The following is a 25,428-nucleotide window of genomic DNA, read 5'->3' as shown; positions in this document are numbered from 1 at the left end:
CTTAGCGGTAGCGAACCAGCCAGGTGAAAGCGGCCATGGACAAGGCGAGATAGGCCAAGCTTGGTGTGGCGGCCACCATCCAGGGCGTCCAGTTTTTCAGAATGCCGATATGGCCGGCCACATTGTTGAGCAAGACAAAGCTGATGCCCAACATGATGCCGCCAAACACCTTCAGGCTGATGCCACCTGAGCGACCATGCAGATAGGCAAAGGGCAGGGCCAAGGCCACCATCACAAAGCAGGCAAAGGGGTAGAAGGCCTTGCGCCAAAACTGAATGTTATGCGCCTGCGCCGATTGCTCCTGCGCCGAGAGGTGTTTGGTGTAGCGATAGAGCTCGATGGTGGACATGGAATCCGCCGGCAGCACGGCTGCGGCGATCACGCCGGCGTGCAAGGAGCTCTGCCAATTCAAAGATGCGAGATGGCTTTCCTTCACCACCGCGCTCCGCTGCGGGGTCGCCGCCAAGGTTTGAGATCCAACCGGCGCTAGCGCTTGCCACTCAGACATCTGTACGTCCTCCAGGCGCCATAGCCCCTGGTTGTCGACAGTGGCCGATTTGGCTTCAACGCGCGACTTCAGGCCGCCATGGGTGTCGAACTCGAAGATGCGTACACCCAGCAGGTGGCCCCGCGCATTGGCTTGGCTGACGTTGATTGAAAAGCTGCGGTCTTGTCCGTCGATGACCTGATGATCTTTCAGCCAAGCTCCGCGTTGGCCTGAGCTCTGGTCACCGGTGAAGCGGCCGCGCATCAGGTCAGTTTGAGCATCAAAGTAGGGTGCGGCGAAGTCGCCAATCAGAAAGGTCAAAGCAGCCAGAACGGCAGCAAGACTGGCCAACAGGCCCAATGCTCGGCGTGGCCCGAGGCCGCCGGTGCGCAAAATCGTGAACTCGCTGGATTGGGCCATGCGAGCCAGCGACAAGATGCTGCCAATCAAGGTGCCGATGGGCAAGAGCTGATAGGTGTGACCAGGCAATTTGAGCAAGGCGACCAGGGCCGCTTTGGCGGCGCCTGCGCCCACGCGGTTCATCCGTTCCAGCTCCTCGACAAAGTCTATGAAATAGAACAACGCAAGGAAGGCCACCGACACGAACAGGATGGATCCGATGATGTCGCGGTAAAGCAGTCGGCGAACGGTTTTCATGCGCTGGCTGCTCCTGTGCTGACTTCTGCTTTGGTCTTGAAACGACGCCAAGGCAGGCACAAGCGATTGCCTTGCTCTCGCAGCCAAAGTACCGTCATGGCGAGCAGGAAAACGCTGCCGTGCACCTGGGCGAGGCCGGCGGCCAAACTCATCTTGCCAGTGCCCACCCAGGACTGACTGAGGCTGAGCAAATTGAAATACACGACGAAGCTGAGCAGGGCGAAAAGCAAATTCCAACTGTTGGCGCGGCGCGGATTGGTCGCGGCCAGCCCCAAGCCCAGCAAAGCCATATTGAAACAAGCCAAGATCATGCCAAATCGCCAAGCCAACTCGCCGTCGTTGCGAGGACTGGGGTCGCGCAGCAATTCCAATGTGCCGGTTGCTTTTGGTGGCGGCTTTTCCGCGCTGCGCAGCACTTGGCTGTCCGCCAAAATCTTGTATTGCTCGAATCGGGCGAGAGACTTCTCACCACTCTCGTGATTGCTCTCATTGCGTTGGCCTCGGTCCAGCACCAGAAAGCGGTCGGTCTCGGTCAACTCAATATGGCCTTTCGCAGAGGTGGTCACTGCCTCGGCTTTGCCTTGCTGGGTGAGGATGAACACATTGCGGCCGGTCCGACCATCGGCGCTGTCGCGGTCGATGAAGAAGACACTGCTGCCGTCGCGCGAGGACTGGAATTGGCCTGGCGCCACGCGCGACAAATCGCCACGCTTTTGATACTGTTCACGCAGTTGGGCGCTGTTCTCATTGCCCCAGGGCCACAGCAGCAGTTCCAGCACGATCACCGCCAGCAAAACAGGCAGAGCCAGTTGCAGCACCGGCTTGATGAAACGGCGCAGGCCGATGCCGCTGGCAAACCAGATGGTCATTTCAGACTCGCGGTACATGCGCCCCAGCGAGGCCACGATGCTGATGAATAAAGACAGAGCCAGCATGGTGGGCAGCTGCGCCAGCGAGGCATAGCCCATCAGCAGCAGCACATCTTGGGGTGCGACATTGCCCCCGGCGGCTTGGCCGAGGGTATTGATCAACATCATCGTCAGCACAATGGTCAGGATGACCACCAGGGTCACGCCGAAGCTGCGAGTCAGTTCGGAACGTACGGAGGAATCGAATAACATCCGGTCACTTTATCTATTCGGCGACATTATGGACTTCCGTACACAGTCTGCGTCTTTCGACGCATTGGCCGGCTTCAATGCCGATGCTCTGATTCTGGTTTTGGCCGGCGATGAGTTGCCCGCTGGACTCGATCCGGTAGTGGCTGCGCTGCTTAAAGATGCCATCAAGCTGGGCGACTTCGAACTCAAAGCAGGCAAGGTTTTGAGCTTGCAGCGCGCAGCCGGTGTCAAAGCACCTCGCCTGGTTTTGGCCGCTGCGGGCAAAGCTTCCTTGAAGAGCGCACGCGCGGCTTTTCAAGCAGCCTTGGCACAGTTGAAGGGCCGTGGCGCGGTTCATGCGGCGACGGCCTTCGTTGGCTTTGAGGGCATGACTGAAAGCTTGGCTGAGCAGTTCGTACTGGCTGCCGGTGACGCGAGCTATGTTTATCGTCACACCAAGCCGAGCGCACCCGCGCCGGCCAAGTTGGACAAGCTGAGCTTGTTGCTGAACAAGGCCGACGAAGGCGCGGCCAAAGCGGCCAAGGTGGGTCTGGCTCGGGGTCAAGCGATTGGCGCGGGGATTGAATTGGCCCGCGAATGCGCCAATCGCCCGGGCAACTACGCGACGCCCACCTATTTGGGTGAGCAGGTCAAGGCCCTGGGCAGCAGCCATGGCTTGAAGGTCGAGATCCTCGACCGCAAGGCGGTGGAAAAGCTCGGTATGGGCTCCTTCCTGTCGGTGGCTCAGGGTTCGGATGAACCTCTGCGCTTCATTGTGGCGCGTTATGACGGCGCACCGAAGTCGCAAGCGCCGGTGGTGCTGGTGGGCAAGGGCATTACCTTTGATTCGGGTGGTATTTCCTTGAAGCCCGGCGCCGAAATGGACGAGATGAAGTTCGACATGGGCGGCGCCGCCAGCGTCATCGGCACGCTGCGTGCGGTCGCCGAATTGAAGCCCAAGCTGAACTTGGTCGTGTTGATCGCTGCCTGCGAAAACATGCCTAGCGGCCGCGCCTTGAAGCCAGGTGATGTCGTGACCTCGATGTCGGGCCAGACGATTGAGATTCTGAATACCGATGCCGAAGGCCGCTTGGTCCTGTGCGACGCATTGACTTACGCCGAACGCTTCAAGCCTGCGGTGGTGGTTGATGTGGCGACTTTGACGGGTGCCTGCGTGATCGCCTTGGGCGGCGTGCGCAGCGGCATGTATGCCAGCGACGACGAGTTGGCTGCCGCTTTGTCGGCCGCCGGCGATGCGGCCTTGGATCCTTGCTGGCGCTTGCCTCTGGATGAAGAGTACGAAGAAGGTCTGAAAACCAACTTCGCCGATGTGGCCAATGTGGGCTCGCGTGCGGGTGGTTCCATCACTGCAGCCAAATTCTTGCAACGTTTTGCGAGCAAGTTCCGCTGGGGGCATCTGGATATTGCGGGTACAGCTTGGAAGGGCGGGGCTGCCAAGGGCGGTACCGGTCGTCCGGTGGGCTTGCTGACGCATTTCGTCTTGTCGCAAGCGAAGTGATGTTGGTGCAAGAGGCCGAGCGAGCATGACCGAGGTTTCGTTTTACACCGGAGTCCCAGATCGCTTGGCCTATCTCTGCCGACTGCTGCGCAAGGCTCAGCAGTCGGGTGCTCGCATGGGGGTGATTGGCCCCCCCTCAGTCTTGCAGCGCTTGGACGCTGCCTTGTGGTCTTTTGACGCGGTCGAATTTGTGCCGCATCTCCTCTTGAGCGAAGAGGTCGTTGATCCAGGTCTGTTGGAAGCGACGCCCATTCTTTTGGCGCCCAGCAGTGCAGCCTTGCCGCATCGTGAGGTGTTGCTGAATCTAGGGGCCGAGATCCCATCGGAATTCGCAGAGTTCAAGCGAGTGCTGGAAGTAGTTTCGACTGAGCCTGAACAGGTACAGGCCGGACGCAGGCGATACAAACAGTATGAGTCGCTGGGCCATATCGTGAAGCACCACAAGGTGAGCAATTGAGTAAGCACGCGATGACCAAGCCCCATCGAGTCGTGCCGACACTGACCGAAGTCTTGGATGAGTCAATGCTGGTGCCTGTGGCCGCCAAGGCTTCAGATGTTTTTCTGGATTTGGATCTTGAAGACTTGGGGGGAGAAGAGGGCTCTCCAGCGGTGAATGGGTCCCAGGCGGCTTTGAGTTCGACTGCTGAGCTTCTTGTTTCACAAGGCGAGCAGTCAATCGAGCTCGACCTCTCGTCGAACTATGCCCTTGAATTAATGCCTGAAGATTTGAGTGCGGGCTTGCCGGTGGACCTCGCCTTGGATCTTGAACATGATCGAAGTCAGGATCTGGCCCAAGGGCTAGCCCATGCTGTTGCCCAGCAGCTACAGGCCGTATCAACGCCAGACCTAACGTCGCAGCTAAAGCCACAGTGCACGCCGGCTGTGCAGGTCATGATCGAGACTGCAGTCGATGAGGTGCTGGCCGACTTGCGAGAGAGCCTGCTCACGCGTGTTGAAGCGCTGGTAAGCCAGGTCATGGCTGAGCAACAAGCCTTGGAAGCACGTCCAGAGCAAACGGATCCTCCTTGGGGGTCAGCGCCTCAACTGAATGGTTGATGGTGGTACGCGACAACGCTGACAACATCTCTTTGGTTTTCCATGCTTTCCCCATGTAGGGAAGCCCAGGTTTTGAGTTATGTTTGACGGGTTGAGATTTCAACAGCCAAAAGCTCTCCTTCTTCCAACTCGGAGGTAATTCATGCAAGTTAAGTTGAATGTTGTCGTCGGCGCTGTTGCGCTGTTGATGAGCGGTACAGCCATGTCCCAGGATCTGGTTGTCAAGATCGGTCACGTCGGCCCAACCAGTGGCGCCATCGCCCACTTGGGTAAGGACAATGAGTTGGGTGCCCGTATGGCCATTTCCGAGCTGAACGCCAAGGGCGTGATGATCGGTGGCAAGAAAGCAAAGTTTGAATTGCTGGCTGAAGATGACGCCGGCGATCCGAAGCAGGGCACAGCCGCAGCTCAAAAGCTGGTCGACTCCAAAGTCAATGGCGTGATTGGCCACTTGAACTCGGGTACCACGATCCCTGCTTCCAAGGTTTACAGCGATGCGGGCATTCCGCAAATCTCGCCTTCAGCAACCAATCCGAAGTTCACCCGTAACGGCTACAAAACCACCTTCCGTGTGGTGGCCGATGATGTGCATCTGGGTGGCACGCTGGGCAAATACTCCGTCAAAGAGTTGAAGGGCCAGTCAATCGCCGTGATCGATGACCGTACAGCCTATGGTCAAGGTGTCGCGGACGAATTCGAAAAGGGCGTCAAAGGCGCTGGCGGCAAGATCGTCGGTCGTGAGTTCACCAATGACAAAGCCACGGACTTCACCGCTATCCTGACCTCCTTGAAAGCCAAGAAGCCCGATGTGGTCTTCTTCGGCGGTATGGATGCTGTGGCCGGCCCGATGCTGCGTCAAATGAAGCAACTGGGCATTGAAGCCAAGTTTGTCGGCGGCGACGGTATCTGCACTGGTGAGTTGCCGAAATTGGCTGCTGGCACCATGGGTGACAATCAGGTCTATTGCGCTGAAGCCGGTGGCGTTGAGGGCGAGTCCAAGGTGTCGTCCGACGCCTTTAAGGCCAAGTTCAAGGAGCAGTACAAGGTTGACGTTCAGATTTATGCGCCTTACGTCTATGACGCCGTCAAGGTGATGGTGGCAGCCATGGAGAAGGCTGGTTCTGCAGATCCAGCCAAGTATCTGCCGGTGCTCGCAAAGACCGAAGGCTACAAGGGCGTGACTGGCACTATTACCTTTGATAACAAGGGTGACATCAAGAACGGCGCGCTGACTATGTACACCTACAAGGGTGGTGCCCGCTCGCAAATCGCAGTCGTTCGTTGATGAATTGACCACTTCCGTTTGAATGAATAGCCCGCTTTGGCGGGCTATTTTTTTTCCTTTGAAGATCTGATTTCGAAGCGCAGACGCCCGCAGGGCGTGGCATTCAGACCATGGATTGACCCGATACGTTGGAGTGCTGTGGAAAACGCACGATCGGATACGCAATGAAGTGAGGCGATCGATGCGTCATCGGTTCTACTCACGCCTGATTTGTAATTCGAAACGTTGGCGGCGCATGCTGGTGAGCGCCTTTGTTTTCTCAAGCTTGACGCCCCCTTCAAACGGGGGGCTTTCAAGAGTCGTGGCTACAGGCATCATCGGGCCGCGATCAAGATGAGTGAGGCAGAGGTTGGTTGAGGTTGAGGTTGACGTTGATGGTGTTGGTTGGCGCATGTCTTTGCAGTTCAAGGCAACTCTGCAAATCAAGAATCCATGAGCAGCTCAAACCGCATTTGCGCAGTGAAATAAGTCTTAGTGATCGGGGAAAAAATGGTCAGAATTTTCAGCCACTATTTGCATAAGCAGACCCTGCTCCACGTCTTGTTCGACCTGGGCTTGATCCTCTTTGCAGTTGTTGCGGTCGTGTTGAGTCAAGGGGAGTCCGCATCCTCGGTGATGCCCTTTGTGGCTTCCCATGGCCTTTCTTTGGCTGGTTGCATGTTTGTCATCAACTCGGCCAGCGGCTTGTACCAACATGTGCACAACCGTTCCATCACTGAATCCTGCGCTCGCGCTTTGTTGGGTTTGCTGTTCGGCCTGCCTTTGGCTTACGCAATCTTTAGTTTGCTTCCAGTCAATGCAAACCATCGCGAATTGATCACTTTGGTCGCCATGGCCGCTGTTGCCGCCGTCATGGTGCATCGTGTCTACGCCGCCCATGCAGGCGCCCAGTCTCGTCTTCGGACTCGAATCCTGATTTTCGGCTCAGGCTCAGTTGCGAAGACTGTGGGGGAGACCTTGCGCGCAGCAGATCCTCATGCCTTGATCGTCGGCTATTTGCCTGGTCCGAACGAAGAGCAACAAGAAGTCCCGCAGGCGGAGATCATTGCGTCCCGCGGCACTTTGACAGAGACGGCCAAGAGCTTGGGTGTGGATGAAATCGTCGTGGCCTTGTCTGAGCGTCGTGGCGGCAGCATGCCCTTGCGACAGCTGCTGGATTGCAAGCTTTACGGGATCCGTGTTGTCGATATCGCTACGCATTTCGAAAAGACCCTGGCGCAGATCAAGATCAGCCATGTCAATGCGGGTTGGCTTGTCTTCGGCGACGGATTTAACCAGGGCGTGGTCCGCACAGCTTTCAAACGCCTATTCGATATCGTTTTTGCCGCAGCTATTTTTCTGGTGTCTTTGCCGGTCATGGCAGTCACTGCGCTAATGATCAAGCTGGAATCGGCGGGTCCAGTGTTCTACCGGCAAGAGCGTGTGGGACTGAATGGCGCCCCCTTTCAGGTGATCAAGTTCCGCAGTATGAGGACGGACGCAGAGAAAGACGGGAAGCCTCGCTGGGCGACAGTCAATGATGACCGGGTTACCAAAGTTGGACGGTTTATTCGAAAGGTGCGGATTGATGAGTTGCCACAACTTTTGAACGTCCTGCGTGGTGAGATGAGCTTGGTCGGACCTCGTCCTGAGCGGCAGTTCTTCGTTGATGATTTGATCAACAAGATCCCCTACTTTGCGGTTCGGCATAGCGTCAAGCCTGGGGTTACGGGTTGGGCGCAAGTGCGGTATGAATATGGCTCCACGGTCGAGGATTCGATCGAGAAGTTGCAATACGATCTCTATTATGTGAAGAACAACTCGCTGTTTTTGGATATGTTGATCATGTTGGAAACGGTGGCGGTTGTGCTGACAGGTAAGGGCGCTCGTTGAAGTTCTAGGTTGAATCGGCGCATTTGCCGATTCTTTCCCCATGCTTGGCATGGTTCAATACACCATGGAATTTGGCGTCTTGAATCTTGCTTTCTTGGGTGACGGGCTCGCGCTCTGCTTATATGCGGCGTTTGCCCTGTATTTCGCTTATCGCGTCTGGTGGCGAAAGTCCGCGCCCGCGAATGGGCTCTCCTATGTATTTGCCGCCGCGCTAGTTGGCACGGCGGCTTGGGCGGGACTCGGTATCGCGTCTGGCTTGAGGCTTCTCCCTGCAGCCACGCTTGCATGGATGATTCCGGCTGCAGATTTGCTGCGCTATGCGTTGTGGTTCGGATTTCTTTTGCTTTTGCTTCGACCTAAAGTCGACAGCGAGCAGAATGGAACGAGCGCTCAACCTCGTTTCGCTGACTTGGCCTACGCCTCACTCGGCAGCGCGCTTTTGATGCTCATTTTGCGTGAGTCCAAGGCTGAAGTTGCAGTCGATTTGCTTCGCCCTTCTTCATTCACTGCTTTAGGCCTGGCAGTCGTTGGCTTGATTCTGGTAGAACAGTTGCTCCGGAATTCCTCTGCGGACGCACGTTGGAACGCCAAGCCGGTGTGCCTCGGTCTCGGCGCATTGTTTGCCTTCGACCTTTTCGTTTTTTCGCAAGCAGCCCTATTTCGGGAATTTGATGGCGACGCGCTAAGTGTTCGCTCGCTGGCTCATTGTTCAGCCTTGCCTCTGCTATTTTTGGCTTCGAGAAGGCGTACGGACTGGTTAGAGAAGCTCCACGTTTCTCGTGCGGCAGTTTTCCATTCAGCCACATTGCTGCTAGTCGGCTTGTATCTATTGCTTATATCGGCGATCGGATACTACGTCCGTTACACCGGTGGTGAATGGGGACGGGCACTTCAGTTGGCACTGGTTTTTCTGGCCCTGCTTGGTTTGGCGATCTTGGTTTTATCAGGAGCCTTGCGGTCGCAGTTGAAGGTCTATATCGGTAAAAACTTCTTCAGTTACCGCTATGACTATCGAGAAGAATGGCTTCGTTTTACCGCGACCTTATCGTCAAATAACTCACCGCAGATGATGGGTGAGACTGTCATTCGGGCATTGGCCAATTTGGTGGAGAGCCCCTCAGGAGCGCTGTGGATGCAGCAGGGTGATGCTGCTGTTTATTCACAAGCTGCTCGCTGGAATTCCCCTTTTCTGGATGAGCCTGTACCCGCAAACTTAGAGTTCTTCGAATTTTTGCAGGCGCGAACCTGGATTATTGACTTGGAGCGTCTCAGGCAAGGCGCCCCTGAATACAGGGAGCTTCACACTCCAGCTTGGTTGCTAGAGGATGTACGTTCTTGTTGGCTGGTGCCTCTGCTAGTCGGAGAAAAACTCTTGGGCTTTGTCCTTCTTGGGCGGCCGCGAGCCGCCATTGAATTGGACTGGGAGGTGCGAGATCTGCTAAAGACTGCTAGCAGACAAGCATCTAGCTATCTGGCGCAAATGCAAGCAACCGAAGCCCTGCTTGAATCAAAGAAGTTCGATGCTTTCAACCGCATGTCGGCCTTTGTTGTTCACGATTTGAAGAACATCGTGACTCAACTCTCACTGATGATGAAGAATGCCAAGCGCTTAAAAGATAACCCTGAATTTCAGCAGGATATGCTGGATACTGTGGAAAATTCGCTCGAGAAGATGCGCCAATTGATGTTGCAACTTCGCGAGGGGGAGAAGCCTCATGGCTTGTCTAGCGGTGTCGACCTAGAGGTAATTGTGAAGAGGCTTGCAGCTGCCGCGTTGAGCAAGGGGCGAACGCTTGAATTGAACATTGAATCCAAAGTCAGCACGCGCGGTCATGACGAACGGATCGAGCGAGTACTTGGCCATGTTGTGCAAAACGCATTTGATGCCTCGGATGCTCGAGACTCTGTCATGCTTGCCTTGGATCAAGCCGGGAGTTCGGCTCGTGTTGTGATCACCGATCGAGGCTGTGGCATGACAGAGGAGTTCATTCGTCAAAAGCTGTTTAGACCTTTTCAGACGACAAAAGATTCAGGGATGGGGATTGGAGCTTATGAAAGCTACCAATACTTGAAGGAACTTGGCGGCTCAATCAAGGTTGATAGTCAGCTGAATATTGGGACGGTTGTGACTATATTGTTGCCGCTATTTCATGCAAAAAATTGATAAATATAAATGGCAATCACTAATAATGAAACAGCGCCGGATCCGCGTCAATTGATGCTGATCGTTGAAGACGATCTAGCCTTGCAAAAGCAGTTGAAATGGTCGTTGGACCGGTTCGAGTCTGTGGTTGCGGATGACGTTCCGAGTGCGTTGTTGCAGTTCCGCAAACACAATCCGGCAGTTGTTACCATGGATTTGGGGTTGCCGCCAGATCAGGATTCTGTCGCTGAGGGTTTCAAGTGCCTTGAAAAGATACTTGAATTGAATCCTTCCGCTAAAGTAATTGTACTGACCGGTCAGAATGATCACGACAATGCTTTGCGTGCAATTCAAATGGGCGCATATGATTTTTGGGCCAAGCCGGTTGACCCCGATTTGTTGTCGTTGACCGTAGAGCGTGCTTTTCGACTCTATGAGTTGCAGGAAGAAAATCAGCGACTGTTGAATGCCAATCGCCTGGACGTGTTTGATGGACTGATCACACGTGACGGCGGAATGCAGCGAATATGTAGGACCATCGAGCGTGTTGCTTCGAGTGACTTGACTGTGCTTTTGCTTGGGGAGAGTGGTACGGGCAAGGAGGTGCTTGCCCAAGGTCTGCATGCGGCCTCAAAACGTAAGGGCCGATTCGTTGCGATTAACTGCGCCGCTATCCCAGAGAACCTGCTAGAAAGCGAGTTGTTTGGTTATGAAAAAGGTGCCTTTACAGGCGCGACAAAGACAACAATTGGACGTTTGGAGGTTGCTCACGGCGGCACCTTGATGCTCGATGAAATCGGAGATTTGCCGCTTCCCTTGCAAGCCAAGTTGCTTCGCTTTTTGCAGGAGCGGGTGATCGAGCGAGTGGGCGGACGGCAAGAAATTCCCGTAGACGTCCGCGTCGTAGGGGCCACCCATCGTGATTTGCAGGAGCAAATTGCTGCGGGAGGTTTCCGGGAGGACTTGTATTTTAGATTGGCGGAAATTGTGGTTGATATTCCGCCATTACGTGATCGAGTGGGCGACCCTGTCCTCTTGGCCAATGCGTTCGTCAAACAATTGGCGGCCGATCAAAGACGCAAGCCGCTGGGTTTCAGTCCCGATGCGATGCGTGCTCTTGAATCTTACAACTGGCCAGGAAACGTGCGGGAGTTGCAAAACCGCATCAAACGTGCCTTCATCATGGCCGATGGTGAACGATTAACCAGTATCGATCTTGGTTTGTTGGATCCCGATCGTGAAGAAGATTCAGTCGATGAGACTTTGGACTTACGTGTGATTCGAGAACGCGCTGAACGACAAGCTGTACTGACGGCGATGTCCCGAGTCGACGGCAATGTGGCGAAGGCTGCTGAGTTGCTCGGCGTCAGTCGACCCACTTTGTATGATTTGATGAACAAGTTGGAGATTAAATGACTCAAGGTATTTCGCAGTCGAATGCTATGCGCTTCCCCGTTGCCAAGATCTCGTCCTTTGTTTTGGCCGTTAGCACAGGTTTTCTACTCAGCGCATGCATGGGCGACAGTGCCGGCGAGTTGGTGGCTTCGGCTCGAAAGCATGTACAAGCCAATGATAAAAAATCGGCGCTGATCGAATTGAAAAGTGCGCTGCAAAAGAGTCCAGGCCTGGCTGAAGCTCGCTTTTTGCTGGGCGAATTGCTGTTTGATTCTGGAGATTATGTCGGGGCGGTGGTTGAACTGCAAAAGGCTCAAGAGCTTGGCTATTCTCAGGATCAGGTGGTCCCGCTGCTCGCGAAAGCTATGTACGCAAAGGGCCCAGCGGAAAAAGTGATTGAGCAGTTTGCTTCGGTTAAATTAACTGAGGCTGGGCCGCAAGCCGAACTTTTGTCCATTATTGCGGCTGCCCAAATGTCGACAGGTCAGGCGATAGAGGCGAAAAAAGCGGTAGATGCCGCACTTGCGGTCGCGCCCAACTCAGCGCAAGCGCAGCTGGCTCAAATTAGGCTATTGGCGACCAACAAAGACTTTGTTGGGGCATCGGACTTGCTGGAAAAAGTGCAGAAGAGCCAGCCTGCAAACAGTGAAGCATCTCGACTGAAAGGTGATTTGCTGTTGGTTTCCGGCAAGCGGAAAGAAGCGGCTGAGGCCTATAAAGAAGCTATCAAGCTCGACCGGCTCAACTATGGCGCCCATACTGCAGTTCTGAATATGTATTTGCAGGACAAGGATCTGAAAAGTGTTGAGAAGCAGTTGGCTGAATTCAAAGCCGCAGCGCCTTCGCGACCCGATGTTAAATGGTTTGGTGCCATGTTGGCCGTTCAGCGCGATGACTTTAGATCTGCGGGAGAACTGACGCAGCAATTGTTAAAGGTTGCTCCAGAAAATCCACAGGTCTTGCACCTTGGTGGTGTTATTGATTTGAAGTCTGGAGCCTTGGTCCGTGCCGAAGCAAAATTGGGCCGCGCGGTGCAAATGATGCCGGATAACGCACAAGTGCGTTTTACACTGGCCCAGACCTATTTGAGTATGGGCGATTCGTCGAAGGCCATCAAGGCTCTCCTGCCACTTGTAAGCAGCGGCAGTCCAAGCTGGGAGACTTCAGTGCTGATGGCTCAGGCTTACATGATGCAAGGAGAAATGACTAAGGCCGAAGCTTTTTATGAGGCTGCTGCAAAACTAAATCAGACTGACTTCAATAGCCGTACTGCATTGGCTTTGGCTCAGTTTGATAGAGGTCGTACCGAACAAGGCTTGAGTAAGCTGAGTGCCTTGACTTTGAGTGATGCAGGGGTGACCAGTGACTTGGCCTTGGTCGGCGTGTATTTGCGGAAAAAAGACTTTGATGGCGCCTTGGCTGCTGTTGAGCAAATCAAAAAAAAGCAGCCTAACTCGGCGATCGGCAGCAATTTGCGAGGACAAATTGAATTGCAGCGCGGCAAATCGGATGCAGCACGTCAGTCTTTTGAAGAGGCTTTGAAAATTGATGCGGGATTTGTTCCCTCCGTGCTTGCGCTCGCGACGCTGGATGAGCAAGGGGCCAAGCCCGCAGCGGCACAGACCCGTCTGGAAAAGTTCGTTGAGGCCAATCCACAGAATGTGCGAGTGGCGATGGCCTTGACGGCGCTGCGAGCTAAATTGGGTGCGGGCAAAGACGAGTTGGGGGATTTGCTGCAGAAAACGATTAAGAACAATGCAGGATCTGTAGCGCCCCGTTTGGCGCTGGTTGACCTATATTTGCAAGCCGATGAGCCAAAGCTCGCCTTGGCTGGGGCTCAACTGGGCTTGGCGCAAATTCCCGACAATGCAGAGTTATTGGATGCTCTTGGGCAAGCGCAGTTCAAGCTCGGCGAATTGAATCAAGCCATTTCCACTTACAACAAAATCGCAGTACTTCAGCCTGGTCAACCCGAGCCGCACTTCCGGTTGGCGCAGATTCATCTTGAGAGAAAAGATGAAGCCGCTGCCGCCCAAAGCTTGAGGAAAGCCTTGACCGTCAAAAAGGATTACTTGCCGGCATTGCGAGCGCTGATCGGCCTGGAGTTGGCAATGGGCAAGAATGTGGAAGCCGTTGCACTGGCCAAGTCTGTTCAGAAAGATCGCCCTTCCGAGTCTCTGGGCTATTCATTCGAGGGAGACATTGCTGCGACGCAGAAGGATTGGTCCACGGCTGCCCGGGCTTACCGAGCAGGTTTGGATCGACAGAACTCGACTGAGCTGGCGATCAAATTGCACAAAACCCTGCTGGCAGGTAGCCCGGTGCCGGAAGCTGAAACATTCGCACAGCAGTGGACGAACAAATATCCTAAAGATGGCGTTTTCCGCACCTACCTGGGCGATCGTGCAGTTCTGAAAGAAGATTGGGAGACGGCTTCAAAGCACTATGAAGCGCTGCTGGCCATGAGTCCGGACAGCGCCTCAGTTCTGAACAATCTTGCTTTGATTCAAAATCGCCGCAAGAAGGGGGCGGGCTTGGAGCTGGCTTTGAAAGCCACGAAATTGGATCCCGCCAATGCGTCTTACAAAGATTCCTTGGCTGAAATCTATTTTGAGGGTGGAGACCTCGCAAAAGCCATTGATGTTCAGAAAGCTGCGTTGGCAGCAGCACCGAACCGAGCTTGGTACCGGTTGCATTTAGCAAAGTACTATCTCGCATCGGGTGAACGAGGCAAGGCTTCGAGTGAGCTGTCAACCTTGGCTGCGTTGGGCGAAAAATTCCCCGCTCAAAACGAAGTCAAGGCTTTGCAGGCGAAGCTGTAAGCTCAGGGCGTAGGCGGCATCGCCCGTCGGATTTCATTCCGAACGTAATTTCGCTCGCTGTTTGGCAGCTTGATTCAAAGGAATAATGACGATGAAGTCCGTGCGCAGATCAGGCCTCAAAAAGAGTTTCCACCAATTGCTGAGGCGCGTGCTGGGTTCATTGCCTAGCACGATTCGTTTTTCGTTTTATCGGTCGATGGTCGATTGCGACCCCGAGCCCTCCAATCGTTTGGAATTGAAGATTGCGAATACAAAGTCCGAGTTGGAGGACTGTTTTCGAATTCTTCATGATGCTTATGTAGCCAGTGGCTTTATGAAGCCAGATCCCTCGGGTATGCGCATCACGCCCTATCATGCTTTGCCCACTACGACTACTTTGTGTGCCAAGTATGACGGTAGAGTCGTAGGAACGATGTCCATGATTCGTGAGGGTGTTTTTGGCTTCCCTTTGCAACGCATTTTTGATTTGGAAGCGGTCCGTGCTAAAAGCGGCCAGATTGCCGAGATTTCTGCTTTGGCCGTTCACCCGGACATGCGCAAGACGGGTGGCGCCATTCTCTTTCCTCTGATGAAGTTTATGCATCAGTACTGTACAGAATTTTTTGACACCCGACATTTGGTGATTGCCGTCAATCCCGACAAGATTGAACTCTATGAGGCCCTATTGTTTTTTGAGCGCCTGCAGGAGATGCCCGTCGATAAGTATGACTTTGCGAATGGCGCACCCGCTGTGGGGGCGACACTCGATTTGCATCATGCAGCTGAACTTTTCAAGGTGGGTTACAAGGGGCGCCCGCCAAGAAAGAACATGCACCGATATTTCTTTTTGCAGGGATTGTCAAATATTCAGCTTCCTCAGCGCCGTTATCACACGACCAATGACCCAGTCATGACGCCTGAATTGCTTGATCACTTCTTCAACCGTAAAAGCAAAGTATTCGAAGAGCTGGATGACCGGAATAAGGCGCTGCTTTGGCAAATCTACAATATGGCAGAGTATCGTTCGGTGTTGCCGATGTTGACAGGAACTGCTTTGGTTTCCCATCCTTTGCGGCAGCATCAGAGGTATTCCATTCGATGTCCTGGTGTAGTGAAACTGAAGACAAGTGGTTCTGAAGTTGAGCGAGCCTACGTATTACATGTGATTGAGGTGTCGCTTGGTGGCTTTCAAGCCGAGTGCAAATTGGAAATTCCAGTGGATGCCATCGGTCATGCGGAAATTGATTTGGGTCGCTCAGAGCGCTCTCTTGTCTCTGTCAAAGTGATGCGTCGAAAGGATGTTGAAGGTAACCTCTTCTTCGGCTTCAAATTGGAGGAGCCGGATCGCTGTTGGCGAGATTGTGTAGCAGCGTTAGAAGTCGGGGTCACGTCTGGAGATCTTTTGCATTGACTCGCTATCATTGCCATAGAAGCCAAATGGATTGTGGTCAGTGGCGTCGATCCCTTGCCGTTTTATTGGCGTTATCGATCTGTGTCTTTTTTGTGTCGCATTGCCGCGCTGATTTGCCGGCAACAATCGCTCGATTGAAGCCCTCAGTGGTTCTTGTTGGTATTTACGGCGCTACCGACAATCCCAGGTTTACTTTTCGAGGGACTGGATTTGCAGTCTCGTCTGGACTGGAGCTTGTTACCAATGCCCATGTCTTGCCAGAAACCCTGCCTAATGGGCCGGGGCAACAACTTGCGGTCATGACCTGGTCGGGAGTAGGTCAATGGAACCTCAGGAAAGTGAACGTGGTAACACTTGATCGTTCCAGGGATTTGGCACTACTTCGCATGGATGGCCCGGCTATCCCTCCCTTAAAGATTGCTGAGGTTCCAGCACAAGAAGGCCAGGCCATTGCATTTATGGGTTTTCCTATTGGTGGAGTCTTGGGGTACTCCCACGTCACCCATCGTGGCGTCATCTCCTCGGTCGCAGCGCTGGCGTTGCCTCCACCAACTTCTCAGTATCTGACTGAGAAAACGGTGGCGCAATTGCGGCGTGGCAATTTTCAGATCTATCAACTGGATGCGACCGCATATCCTGGTAACAGTGGTGGACCTGTCTTTGACCCTGAGACCGGCGAGTTGGTGGCCGTGATCAATAGTGTGATGATCAAAGGTGCGCGCGAGACCGCCATTTCAAATCCAACAGGCATCAGCTATGCGATTCCTGCGGCACATGTTTTGACTCTTCTGCAGGAAAGTAGGCCCTGAAGGCCATCTTCGGTTCCGTTGGGCGATACTGGGCGTGAGAAGAATCACCTAATTTGGAGCAAAGCCCTATGTCCGCAGAATTTTTGTCGATTTGTATGTTGTCCGACGATTTTCTGCCTGGAGCTACCGGAGTCGGCAGCCATCTGCAAGTGGTGTGCCGCCGTTTGGTCGAGCTTGGCCATCAGGTGTCCATCATCACCTCACGGCGTCCCGCTGAACCCGAGTATGAGGAATGGCTGGGCGTGAAAGTGTATCGAGTCAGGACCATCAAGGCATTTGGTTTTTATCAAGCCATTCCCTCGGTCAAAACACTCGAGTATTTGCTGGGTGTCATAAAACCGAATTTGGTTCATTTCCACTATCTCGGTTTGATGCTTCTGCGCGCGATGCCGTTGTGTGTCAAGCGCTCATTGCCTGTGGTGTACACCTACCATATGACCGAAGATCATTTGACTCAACCTTTGCCCATGCGGCCGTTTCGGCGCTTAATTGTGAGCAAGATCGTGGCCATTTGTAATTCGGCGGATTTGGTGATTTCGGTGTCGGAGAACTTGGCTGCGACGCTTCCCGGTAAAGGAATACGTGCACCGGTTCGATTCATCAGCAATCCTGTGGATTTCGTCGCACCTGAGTCAGTTGAGGCTCAGCAAAGTGAGGCTGGTTTCGCCGTCATGTTTGCGGGCCGTCTGAACCCAGAGAAGAACATCCCGTTCTTGCTGCGAAGTTTCGCCCAGCTTCGTCAGAGGGTCCCGGAGGCGCAGCTTTGGATTGCCGGGGCTGGCGCGGATAAAGAATCCCTGATGCGTCAATGTGATGCACTGGTCCTTGGGCAGTCAGTTCGATTCCTGGGCTTTCTTGGACATGGCGAATTGGCCCGCTTCTACAAAGCTTGCGATGTGTTTGTGTTGCCATCTTGGGTGGAAACTCAGGGCCTGGTCGCGATGGAGGCGATGTGGTTTGGTAAGCCTGTGATCGTTGCGGACTCAGTGGTGTCTGCCACGGAACTCGTTGAGCATGGAGTGAACGGCTACGTCGTGCGTGCAGACCAGGATCAAGAGCTGGCAGAAAGCCTGATCGCGATGCATCTTGATCCTGGTATGCGACTCAAGATGGGGGCAGCTGGGCAACTGCGTTCGCAGCGTTTTGAGGCGGGGCGTGTCATGGTCAATTTAGTCAACGCCTATCGCCAGACAGTGCAAGACGTCTCAGGGCGAAAGCTGACCTGAATGTGCGTGTCGGCTTTCTTTACAGTTGCAGGCTCTGTTTTGTGATTTGACGCGAAACTTTTTTATAAGTACCTGAATTAAAAAGACTTTTTCAAGTTGGCATGCCAACTGCTTATAGTTCACCGCAAGTGTGGTGGGCTGGGATAAAAAAGCAGCCTTTTTTGAATCTTGTTTAGAGGAATTGATATGAGTAAATTCAACAAGCTCGCAGTGGTGATTGCTGCTGCTGTAGCCAGCTTTGCTGCTCACGCAGAGTTCACGATTGACGACTTCAGCGCCAAGCAGGCGACTTTGACGGACAACACCGTGGATAACTCTGGCTTTTACAGCCGTATCGAGAACTCCGGAATCCTGGGTGGTTCGCGCACGATTTTCGTCGAGCGCAAGGGCGGCGACGCTGACGACGGTGATGCTTCCGGCAACGTGTCCGCAGGTGTGAACAACGGCAAGTACAGCTACAGCACGGCAACGGGTGGCACTGGCACCGGCTACATCCGTTGGGACGGATCTGCTGGCGTGGTTGGCGCGACTGCTGCATCCGAAGCCTCGTTTGCAAGTGCACTCAACAAGACCGGTTTGGGCGCATTTGATCTGAATGCACAAGGCAGCCAGTTCCGCCTGAAAGTCTTGAAGTCTGATCTTGGCTTCCCATTTGTGATCGAGGCCTATACGGACGCGACGCACTGGTCCAGAATGACTTTGTTCGCACTGGCTGGCTTTAGCGACCGTACCGTTACTTTCTCCGATTTCGGCGGTGCAGCTGGTCAAAACGGTACTGTCTTGCCTTCTGGTGCTTTGCTGAGCACTGGTGCTGACGGTGCGGTTGATTTCGCGAAGCTGGGCGCTTTGCAGGCCATCATCAATCCTGCTGCCTTCTATGAGAACTCGATCGACCTGCAAATCGATTACGCAGGATCCATCCCTGAGCCAACTTCGCTTGCCCTGGTTGGTTTGGCTCTAGTCGGTCTGGGCGTCGCCCGTCGCCAAAAGGCTGTCAAGTAATTGGACGCTGCCTGACGCTTCGCTCCGCTTGAGCGTCGGGAAAGAAGGGGCCTTCGGGTCCCTTTTTTTTGTTGCTGCTTGAGAAGTTCCTTCTTGGTTTTGCGTTGCGCAGTTAAATGTGCTGATGCAAGCAGCACCGGGTCTACTGCCCAGTGCGCCCATACCTTTCGAGATCAACTTTTAGGAGTTTTGTTTTTCAGCCTTGAGCAAACTGGTGCCCATCACAATGGCAACCATTCCCAAAATTCTTAAGCTGCTGATGTGTTCTTGGAATACCCATGCACCCGCCAAGGCGGCGGAGCCGCTTGCAATTGCCAATTGCACCGGTACGATCACGCTGGCTCGGCCGCGGTGAAATGCAGTCTGAAGGCATACAAGTCCAGTTGCATTGGCTGCGATGACGGCTAACATCAGCGGGTTGGTGAGCAAATGCAAGCTAAGCTCAGGGGCGTCGGCGGTCAGGGCCTTGGTGAGGATGGCCCCTGCTCCGAAAGCGAGTCCGACCAAAAGGGCGAGGAGCAATTCCGGGCTTTTGCCGGATTTCAACGCAATGAATATGCCAAGCACCGCGGCAATCTGCCCCCCGACAAAAGCCCAAAGCTTGTGTGAGTCCATCCCAATGCTGGGCATGGACTGGCTGTTCCAGGACAAGAGTCCCGCGCCCAACACGATGACCAAAACCCCCGCCCATTCCAATAGGCGAAGGCGTTCTTTGAGTACGAACACAGCCAGGAAGACCAGCAATAAATCTCCGGTCGACATCAAGGGTTGGACCAAGCTGATTTCCCCGATGGCGGTGGCTTTGACAAAGAAGACCCAGCCCAAGCTGGTTGCAAGCAAACCGCTCAGCCAGCGCCAGTCTCGAAGATGGTGGCTGAGCGCATTCTGTTTTTCAGTGGGGCCGTCTTGGCTGACTTCCTTGTGCCTATCAGCGGATAGCTTCCATAGAAAATAGCCCAGCTGTATGAATACGGTGGCTGCGAGTGTGGTCAGGATGACGTTCATTGCGTGTCAAACATTGCGGGCTGAAGCGTTGGGTAGGAGTAACTCGTCCAGCGGTCGACGCAAGGATCTGGACGTGGCTGCAGGGCCGTGTCCAATGCGGCCCATGAATACGGCTTGATCACAGTTTTGAGCGCCGACCAGCATCTGCATTTCATCGCGGATCTGTCTGGCTGAAGCATTCGCAAAGGCTTCACGGCTGAAGGTCCGGCCATCTTTGGCGTAGCGTGAAAACACCAAAGGCGTGATCTCGGGCTGCATGGATAGGCCCAACTGAGTGACCGTTAGCCATAGCCGCTGCATGCGGCGACCCGCTTCAATGTAGTCATCCATGGTTTTGGGTGATTGATGTGCCACCATCAGGAAATGCGCGGCGCAAGACAGGCCGGGCAATAGATCCAGTTGCAGGCGCGGAGCCCAAGTTCCGGCGAGGAATCGATTCAGGAAGTGCACCCGCTCCCAACTGTGCATCGCAAAACGCATCACACGGGTGGTGAGGGGGTCAGATCCCAGGGCCTGGTCCGGAATTTTGTCCGCGCTGAACTGAGCCTGCCATTCGATCACGCTGCGGTGCACCTCAAAGGCTTCGGGCAGCGTGAGTCTCAACTTGGCTGACCTAAAGAGCAGCATTGCTGTGGCTAGTTTGTTCTTGAAACCATGTTTCCACACCAGTGAAAAGTTGGGGCCGACCGCGTTTTCAAGCGCTCGTATTTGATCCTGGTTCAGGGCGCGGGTGCTCATGGGGCGTCGTTGCACGGTTCGCCTTTCGATGTAGCTGAGCAGCGGATCAACGGCGAGGTCGGGTTTCGCTTCAAAATACAGATCGAAGACGGGGCGGCTTTCCGGCGACTCTTGGCGATGAGTAATGCTGAGTTGCCAGCCAAACTGGCTTGCCGCGATCGCGATCGTCTCCAGCAATGCGCCAAATGCAATTTGGCTGGAATGTCCGTCAAGGTCGTAGACGCAATGCTCTCGCGTGTCAAAGCCATGTACTGCGGCATGCATAGGCGCGATGATTTCGAATCGCCAAGGTTGCGTGTTGTCGCCGCTTGGGGCCCAGCGACCCAGGTCCAGAATTCGGCGGAGCTTGTCGTCTGAAGTCATGTTGAATTGGCCTGTCGTTGTTCAAGAAAGTTTGGTCTTGCTCAAAATCTGGTCTTGTTCGAGCTTTGAAATGCCCGGTCGTGCTGCGAGACTGAGGCGAAGCCGAAAGGTCTGGATCAATTTTGCTTAGTTGTTTGGAGGTGTGCTCTTGGAAACAAGCCCAGTTTTCGACTATGACCGTGCTTTCTCAAGAAATATTGGATGGGTCACGCGGGAAGAGCAACAGAAGTTGCGGGGCGCTCGAGTCGCGATAGCGGGGCTCGGTGGCGTTGGCGGCGCCCATTTGTTGACGCTTGCTCGCTTGGGTGTGGGTGCCTTCAGCATTGCAGACTTCGACCAGTTTGAAGTGCACAACTTCAACCGGCAAGTGGGAGCAATGATGTCGACTGTCGGTCGCCCGAAGGCGGAAGTTCTGCATCAACAAGTGCTGGAGATTAATCCTCAAGCCAAGATCCTGCGACTCGATGCAGGAGTTGTCGCTGCTAACTTAGACGAATTTTTGCGAGATGTGGATGTCTACGTTGATAGCCTCGACTTTTTCGCGATTGAAGCCAGGCGTATGTTGTTCGCAGCTTGTTATGAGCGAGGTATCCCTGCATTGACTGCTGCTCCACTCGGTATGGGCGTCGCACTTCTGTATTTCAAACCGGGATCAATGAGCTTCGAGGACTATTTCAAAGTGGAAGGCTGCGAGGAAAACGAGAAATACGCGAGATTTATAGCTGGTTTGTCGCCAGCGATGTTGCAACGTGGCTATCTGGCGGATCTCGAGGCAGTCAATTTCAAGGAAAAGCGTGGTCCTTCAACCATGATGGCTTGTGATTTGTGCGCCGGGGTGATGGGTACTTCTGTGCTGAAGGTCTTGCTTGAACGCGGTCCCCTTAGGGCGGCACCCTGGGCTATGCAGTTTGATGCCTACAAGCAGAAGCTCAGCTTCACTTGGCGTCCATTTGGGAACGCAAATCCGTTGCAGAAGATTTTGTTGGCGCTGATCAGGCCCTTGTTGAAAGGTTAAATTCCTTTTGGCCCAGCGCTGAGTTTGACGTGGTGCGACCGCCTTGTGTGACTGAATTGCCATGACGCTGGTTCTTGACTGGTTTTGTGGTCATTTCCCTTTAATCAGGCGGGTGACATGTCGATTCTTTGTGGGATGATCCCGGCGCGCTTCAAGGGCTGAGAAGCCGCGGCTTGCATTGGGCTAGAAGCAACAATTTTTAGATATTTGAGGATTTGCCATGATCAAGAGCATTCAATTCACCTCGCGCAAGCTCGGCTTTGCTCTTTGTGCCGCGACTTTGGCCTTGCTACAAGCTTGTGCCAGTTCGTCTGGCGGCCATCCGCCAGCACCTGTTTCTGCGGCGGTCGCTGATTACAGCTACATCGTCGGCGCAGGTGACAACATCAACATCATTGTGTGGCGCAATCCTGAGTTGTCCATGGCCGTGCCAGTCCGGCCCGATGGAAAGATCGCGACGCCACTGATCGATGAGTTGGTAGCGCAAGGCAAGAACCCCATTGAGTTGGCGCGAGAAATTGAAAAGCAACTCAGCAAGTATGTGCGTGATCCAGTCGTGACAGTGATCGTGACTGGTTTTGTCGGGCCCTACAGTGAGCAGATTCGCGTGATCGGTGAGGCTGCGCGGCCACAGGCATTGCCTTACAAGCAAAAGATGACGATCTTGGACGTCATGATTGCCGTCGGCGGATTGACTGACTTTGCAGCCGGCAATGAAGCCACGATTTTGCGTTCGACCGACGGAGGCAAGCAGTACTCGGTTCGCTTGAAGGATCTGATCAAGCGAGGTGACGTGACTGCAAACGTTGAAATGCGTCCCGGTGACGTCCTGATCATTCCTCAGAGCTTCTTCTGATTTGATGTTTTGAGGGCAAGCCCCTCTGGTCCGCATATTGCGGGCCAAGTTTTGATCATTTGGCCAAATTTCTGGCTCATCCTTCTAGAGATCATCCGCCGATGGATTTATTGATTGCCCAGATTTTTGCTATCGCCAAGCGAAGCTGGAAGTACCGCTGGCCGGGTCTTGTCGTGGCTTGGCTGGTGGGCATTGCGGGCTCAGTGTTTGTGATGATGATGCCCGACCGCTATGAGGCCAGTGCGCGCATCTATGTGGATACGGAGTCGATCTTGAAGCCGTTGATGTCTGGATTGGCGATTCAGCCCAACATCGAACAGCAGGTGGTGATGTTGAGCCGCACCCTGATCAGTCGACCAAATGTCGAGAAGCTGATCCGCATGGCGGATTTGGATTTGAAAAACCAATCCAAAGCTCAGCAAGAGGCGTTGATCGAGAATGTGATCAAGAATTTGTCGATTCAGAGCACTGCTCGAGACAATCTGTACACCTTGGCCTATCGCGACTCCGACAAGGAGAGCGCCAAAAGGGTGGTTCAGTCGTTCGTTTCGATTTTTGTCGAGTCGAGCTTGGGGTCCAACCGAAAGGACTCAGCCACCGCGGCGACATTTATCAATGAGCAAATCAAGAACTACGAAGCCAAGCTCGAAGAGGCGGAAGGTCGCTTGAAAGAGTTCCGCCTACGTAATTTGCAGAATATGGATGCGGACGGGAAGGACTCGGCCTCGCGTTTGCGGGAAATGAGTGCCGAGCTCGAGCGGGCCCGTCTGGAATATCGAGAAGCCGTCAACGGCCGTGATGCCGCCAAACAGCAGCTGGAAGCCGAGCGCAAGGGCGTGATGAGCACGACGCAAAGCTTGCTGCAGGAATCAAACCTTAACCTTTCGACTCCCGAATTGGATGCTCGCCTCGATGCGCAGAAGCGCAATCTGGATTCGCTCTTGCAGCGTTACACCGAGCAGCACCCGGACGTGATCAGTGCGCGCAAGTCCATTGCAGATATCGAAGAGGAAAAACGTACAAAGATGAAGGAGCTACGCAAGACAGCTTTGGCATCCCCATCTGCGGCAGGCATGAACGGCGGTAGTGCGACCGCGCAGGAAATGAGCCGTTTGTTGGCTTCGGCTGAAGTGCAGGTCGCAACCTTGAGAGCCCGCGTGGATGAGTACTCTGCGCGCTATGGCAAGGCTTTGGCTAGTGTTCAGACTGCACCTCAACTCGAAGCGGAGGCGGCTCAATTGAATCGAGACTATGCGATTCACAAGAAGAACTACGAAGAGTTGGTGTCGCGGCGCGAATCTGCCTCGATGTCAGGTGAGTTGGATTTGGCTGCGGGTGTTGTCGACTTTCGATTGATCGACCCACCACGAGTCTCGCCCAAGCCTGTTGCGCCAAATCGACTTCTCTTGTTAGCCGGTGTGATGGCGGCTGCACTTGCTGCTGGCTTGGCAACGGCATTCCTGGTGAGTCAACTGCGGCCCGTGTTTCACGATGAGCTTGAGCTTCGCTCGCGGATCGACCTACCAATTTTGGGCGTGGTCACACGGTTGACAACGGCTGCGGACATCCAGCGCAAGCGCAAGGATTTGATTAGGTTTGGGGCGGCCGCGGGAAGCCTGCTGGCATTGTTTGTGTTTGGACTTTCGGCGATGGCGTTTTTGATGACAAGGGCGGTGGCCTGATATGACTAGCCTGATCGAACAAGCTGCGCGTCGGCTGGAACAACTGCGACAAGCTGGCGTGGTGCTGCCAGAGGAATCAGTCGCTCCGGTTGCTGCGGCGCCGACCTTGCTTGAAAAAACGGTCGCTTCTGTTGAGGCAGAGTTGGCCGCAGACGAAAAGCGCAACGCTGCTGCGTCCAGTGAGCATGTTGACGGAGCTCAAGCCAATCCGCTCTCTCGACGAGTGGAACTGGATTTGGACGCGTTGGCTGCGCAAGGGTTTGTGACGCCCAACGCAGGTCGCACCCAGTTGGCCGATCAATATCGCGTGATCAAGCGGCCGCTGATCAAAAACGCCATGGGCAAGGGCGCTGCGACCCTGAATCATGCCAACCTGATCATGGTCACCAGTGCATTGGCTGGGGAGGGCAAGAGCTTCACCTCTTTGAATTTGGCTCTGAGCATTGCGGCCGAATTGGACAACACCGTGATGTTGGTCGATGCGGATGTGGCGCGCCCCTCTATGTTGCGCATGTTGGGGCTGCCGCAAGGCCCAGGTCTGCTTGACGTGTTGGAGCAAAAGTACGACATGGCAGACGTCATGATGCGGACCAACGTGGACAAGCTGACGTTGCTGCCCAGCGGCACTCCGCATCAACGCGCGACTGAAATTCTGGCCAGTGATGCGATGAGCAACCTGTTGGAAGACATGGCGAAGCGCTACCCCGATCGAATCATTATTTTTGATTCGCCGCCTTTGCTCTTGACCACCGAATCTCGTGTTCTTGCCTCCCATATGGGGCAAATCGTGGTTGTGGTCCGCGCTGAGAGCACAGCCCAAAGTGCGGTGCAACAAGCATTGGCAACCATCGAATCTTGTCCATTGAAGATGATGCTGTTGAACCAGGCTGCTGACAATGCCCATGGGAGCTACGGATCAGGCTACGGATATGGCTACGGTTACGGCTATGGATATGGGGACAGCGGTGACGCGGCTAAGACCTGATCGTTTGGCTCGGCGCACCTG

20 protein-coding genes are annotated in these 25,428 nt (G+C 54.3%); 16 read left to right on the top strand and 4 right to left on the bottom strand.

The window, feature by feature from the left end:
* Position 1 precedes the first annotated feature (1 nt).
* Positions 2–1,144, bottom strand: a complete 1,143-nt coding sequence (gene lptG / locus LNV06_RS02295; RefSeq protein WP_263536620.1) for an LPS export ABC transporter permease LptG — start codon at positions 1,142–1,144, stop codon at positions 2–4.
* Positions 1,141–2,265 carry an LPS export ABC transporter permease LptF gene (gene lptF, locus LNV06_RS02290; RefSeq protein ID WP_263536619.1) on the bottom strand — a complete coding sequence of 375 codons (1,125 nt, stop codon included), beginning with the start codon at positions 2,263–2,265 and terminating at the stop codon, positions 1,141–1,143. Before lptF ends, lptG begins: the two co-directional genes overlap by 4 nt.
* A gap of 28 nt (positions 2,266–2,293) precedes the next feature.
* Between lptF and LNV06_RS02285 the strand changes: the two genes are divergently transcribed.
* From LNV06_RS02285 to LNV06_RS02230, 12 genes are all read left to right on the top strand, one after another.
* Positions 2,294–3,763: a leucyl aminopeptidase gene (locus tag LNV06_RS02285; protein WP_263536618.1), complete on the top strand. Its 1,470-nt coding sequence runs from the start codon at positions 2,294–2,296 to the stop codon at positions 3,761–3,763.
* Between the two features lie 25 nt (positions 3,764–3,788).
* Positions 3,789–4,220: a DNA polymerase III subunit chi gene (locus LNV06_RS02280; protein WP_263536617.1), complete on the top strand. Its 432-nt coding sequence runs from the start codon at positions 3,789–3,791 to the stop codon at positions 4,218–4,220.
* Positions 4,221–4,231: 11 nt separating this feature from the next.
* On the top strand, positions 4,232–4,819 hold the full coding sequence (locus LNV06_RS02275) for a hypothetical protein (RefSeq protein ID WP_263536616.1): 588 nt from the start codon (positions 4,232–4,234) through the stop codon (positions 4,817–4,819).
* 142 nt (positions 4,820–4,961) lie between these two features.
* Positions 4,962–6,104, top strand: a complete 1,143-nt coding sequence (locus LNV06_RS02270) for a branched-chain amino acid ABC transporter substrate-binding protein (protein ID WP_263536615.1) — start codon at positions 4,962–4,964, stop codon at positions 6,102–6,104.
* Between the two features lie 489 nt (positions 6,105–6,593).
* Positions 6,594–7,976, top strand: a complete 1,383-nt coding sequence (locus LNV06_RS02265; protein WP_263536614.1) for a TIGR03013 family XrtA/PEP-CTERM system glycosyltransferase — start codon at positions 6,594–6,596, stop codon at positions 7,974–7,976.
* A 49-nt stretch (positions 7,977–8,025) separates the two neighbouring features.
* A complete protein-coding gene (prsK, locus tag LNV06_RS02260) occupies positions 8,026–10,140 on the top strand; it encodes an XrtA/PEP-CTERM system histidine kinase PrsK (protein WP_263536613.1) in 2,115 nt (704 codons plus the stop codon).
* 9 nt (positions 10,141–10,149) lie between these two features.
* The gene (prsR, locus tag LNV06_RS02255) at positions 10,150–11,535 is read left to right on the top strand and encodes a PEP-CTERM-box response regulator transcription factor (protein ID WP_263536612.1); all 1,386 of its coding nucleotides are present in this window, start codon (positions 10,150–10,152) and stop codon (positions 11,533–11,535) included.
* Positions 11,532–14,336 (top strand): XrtA/PEP-CTERM system TPR-repeat protein PrsT, encoded by a 2,805-nt coding sequence (gene prsT, locus LNV06_RS02250; protein ID WP_263536611.1) that lies wholly within the window; start codon positions 11,532–11,534, stop codon positions 14,334–14,336. Before prsR ends, prsT begins: the two co-directional genes overlap by 4 nt.
* A gap of 91 nt (positions 14,337–14,427) precedes the next feature.
* Positions 14,428–15,726: a GNAT family N-acetyltransferase gene (locus LNV06_RS02245; protein WP_263536610.1), complete on the top strand. Its 1,299-nt coding sequence runs from the start codon at positions 14,428–14,430 to the stop codon at positions 15,724–15,726.
* Positions 15,723–16,535: a S1 family peptidase gene (locus LNV06_RS02240; RefSeq protein WP_263536609.1), complete on the top strand. Its 813-nt coding sequence runs from the start codon at positions 15,723–15,725 to the stop codon at positions 16,533–16,535. Before LNV06_RS02245 ends, LNV06_RS02240 begins: the two co-directional genes overlap by 4 nt.
* Before the next feature lie 68 nt (positions 16,536–16,603).
* Positions 16,604–17,761 carry a glycosyltransferase family 4 protein gene (locus LNV06_RS02235; RefSeq protein WP_263536608.1) on the top strand — a complete coding sequence of 386 codons (1,158 nt, stop codon included), beginning with the start codon at positions 16,604–16,606 and terminating at the stop codon, positions 17,759–17,761.
* A gap of 186 nt (positions 17,762–17,947) precedes the next feature.
* Positions 17,948–18,763, top strand: coding sequence for a PEP-CTERM sorting domain-containing protein (locus LNV06_RS02230; RefSeq protein WP_263536607.1), 816 nt, complete (start codon positions 17,948–17,950; stop codon positions 18,761–18,763).
* A 180-nt stretch (positions 18,764–18,943) separates the two neighbouring features.
* On the opposite strand, the gene LNV06_RS02225 is transcribed toward LNV06_RS02230, so the two are convergent.
* Together LNV06_RS02225 and LNV06_RS02220 are read right to left on the bottom strand one after the other, a co-directional pair.
* Positions 18,944–19,768, bottom strand: coding sequence for a DMT family transporter (locus tag LNV06_RS02225; RefSeq protein WP_263536606.1), 825 nt, complete (start codon positions 19,766–19,768; stop codon positions 18,944–18,946).
* Positions 19,769–19,774: 6 nt separating this feature from the next.
* A complete protein-coding gene (locus LNV06_RS02220) occupies positions 19,775–20,770 on the bottom strand; it encodes a nitroreductase family protein (RefSeq protein WP_263536605.1) in 996 nt (331 codons plus the stop codon).
* Positions 20,771–21,017: 247 nt separating this feature from the next.
* Here LNV06_RS02220 and LNV06_RS02215 point away from each other — a divergent pair, with 247 nt between their 5' ends.
* From LNV06_RS02215 to LNV06_RS02200, 4 genes are all read left to right on the top strand, one after another.
* On the top strand, positions 21,018–21,884 hold the full coding sequence (locus tag LNV06_RS02215; RefSeq protein WP_263536604.1) for a ThiF family adenylyltransferase: 867 nt from the start codon (positions 21,018–21,020) through the stop codon (positions 21,882–21,884).
* A 220-nt stretch (positions 21,885–22,104) separates the two neighbouring features.
* Positions 22,105–22,740, top strand: a complete 636-nt coding sequence (locus LNV06_RS02210) for an XrtA/PEP-CTERM system exopolysaccharide export protein (protein WP_263536603.1) — start codon at positions 22,105–22,107, stop codon at positions 22,738–22,740.
* A gap of 101 nt (positions 22,741–22,841) precedes the next feature.
* The gene (locus LNV06_RS02205) at positions 22,842–24,422 is read left to right on the top strand and encodes an XrtA system polysaccharide chain length determinant (protein ID WP_263536602.1); all 1,581 of its coding nucleotides are present in this window, start codon (positions 22,842–22,844) and stop codon (positions 24,420–24,422) included.
* Between the two features lies 1 nt (position 24,423).
* Positions 24,424–25,407: an XrtA-associated tyrosine autokinase gene (locus LNV06_RS02200; protein ID WP_263536601.1), complete on the top strand. Its 984-nt coding sequence runs from the start codon at positions 24,424–24,426 to the stop codon at positions 25,405–25,407.
* Positions 25,408–25,428: the final 21 nt, after the last annotated feature.

The organism is Paucibacter sp. Y2R2-4, from assembly GCF_025717535.1.
GTDB lineage: Bacteria > Pseudomonadota > Gammaproteobacteria > Burkholderiales > Burkholderiaceae_C > Paucibacter_A.
The sequence above is the reverse complement of the archived record's forward strand: the minus strand, read 5'-3'. Positions and strand labels throughout refer to the sequence as shown.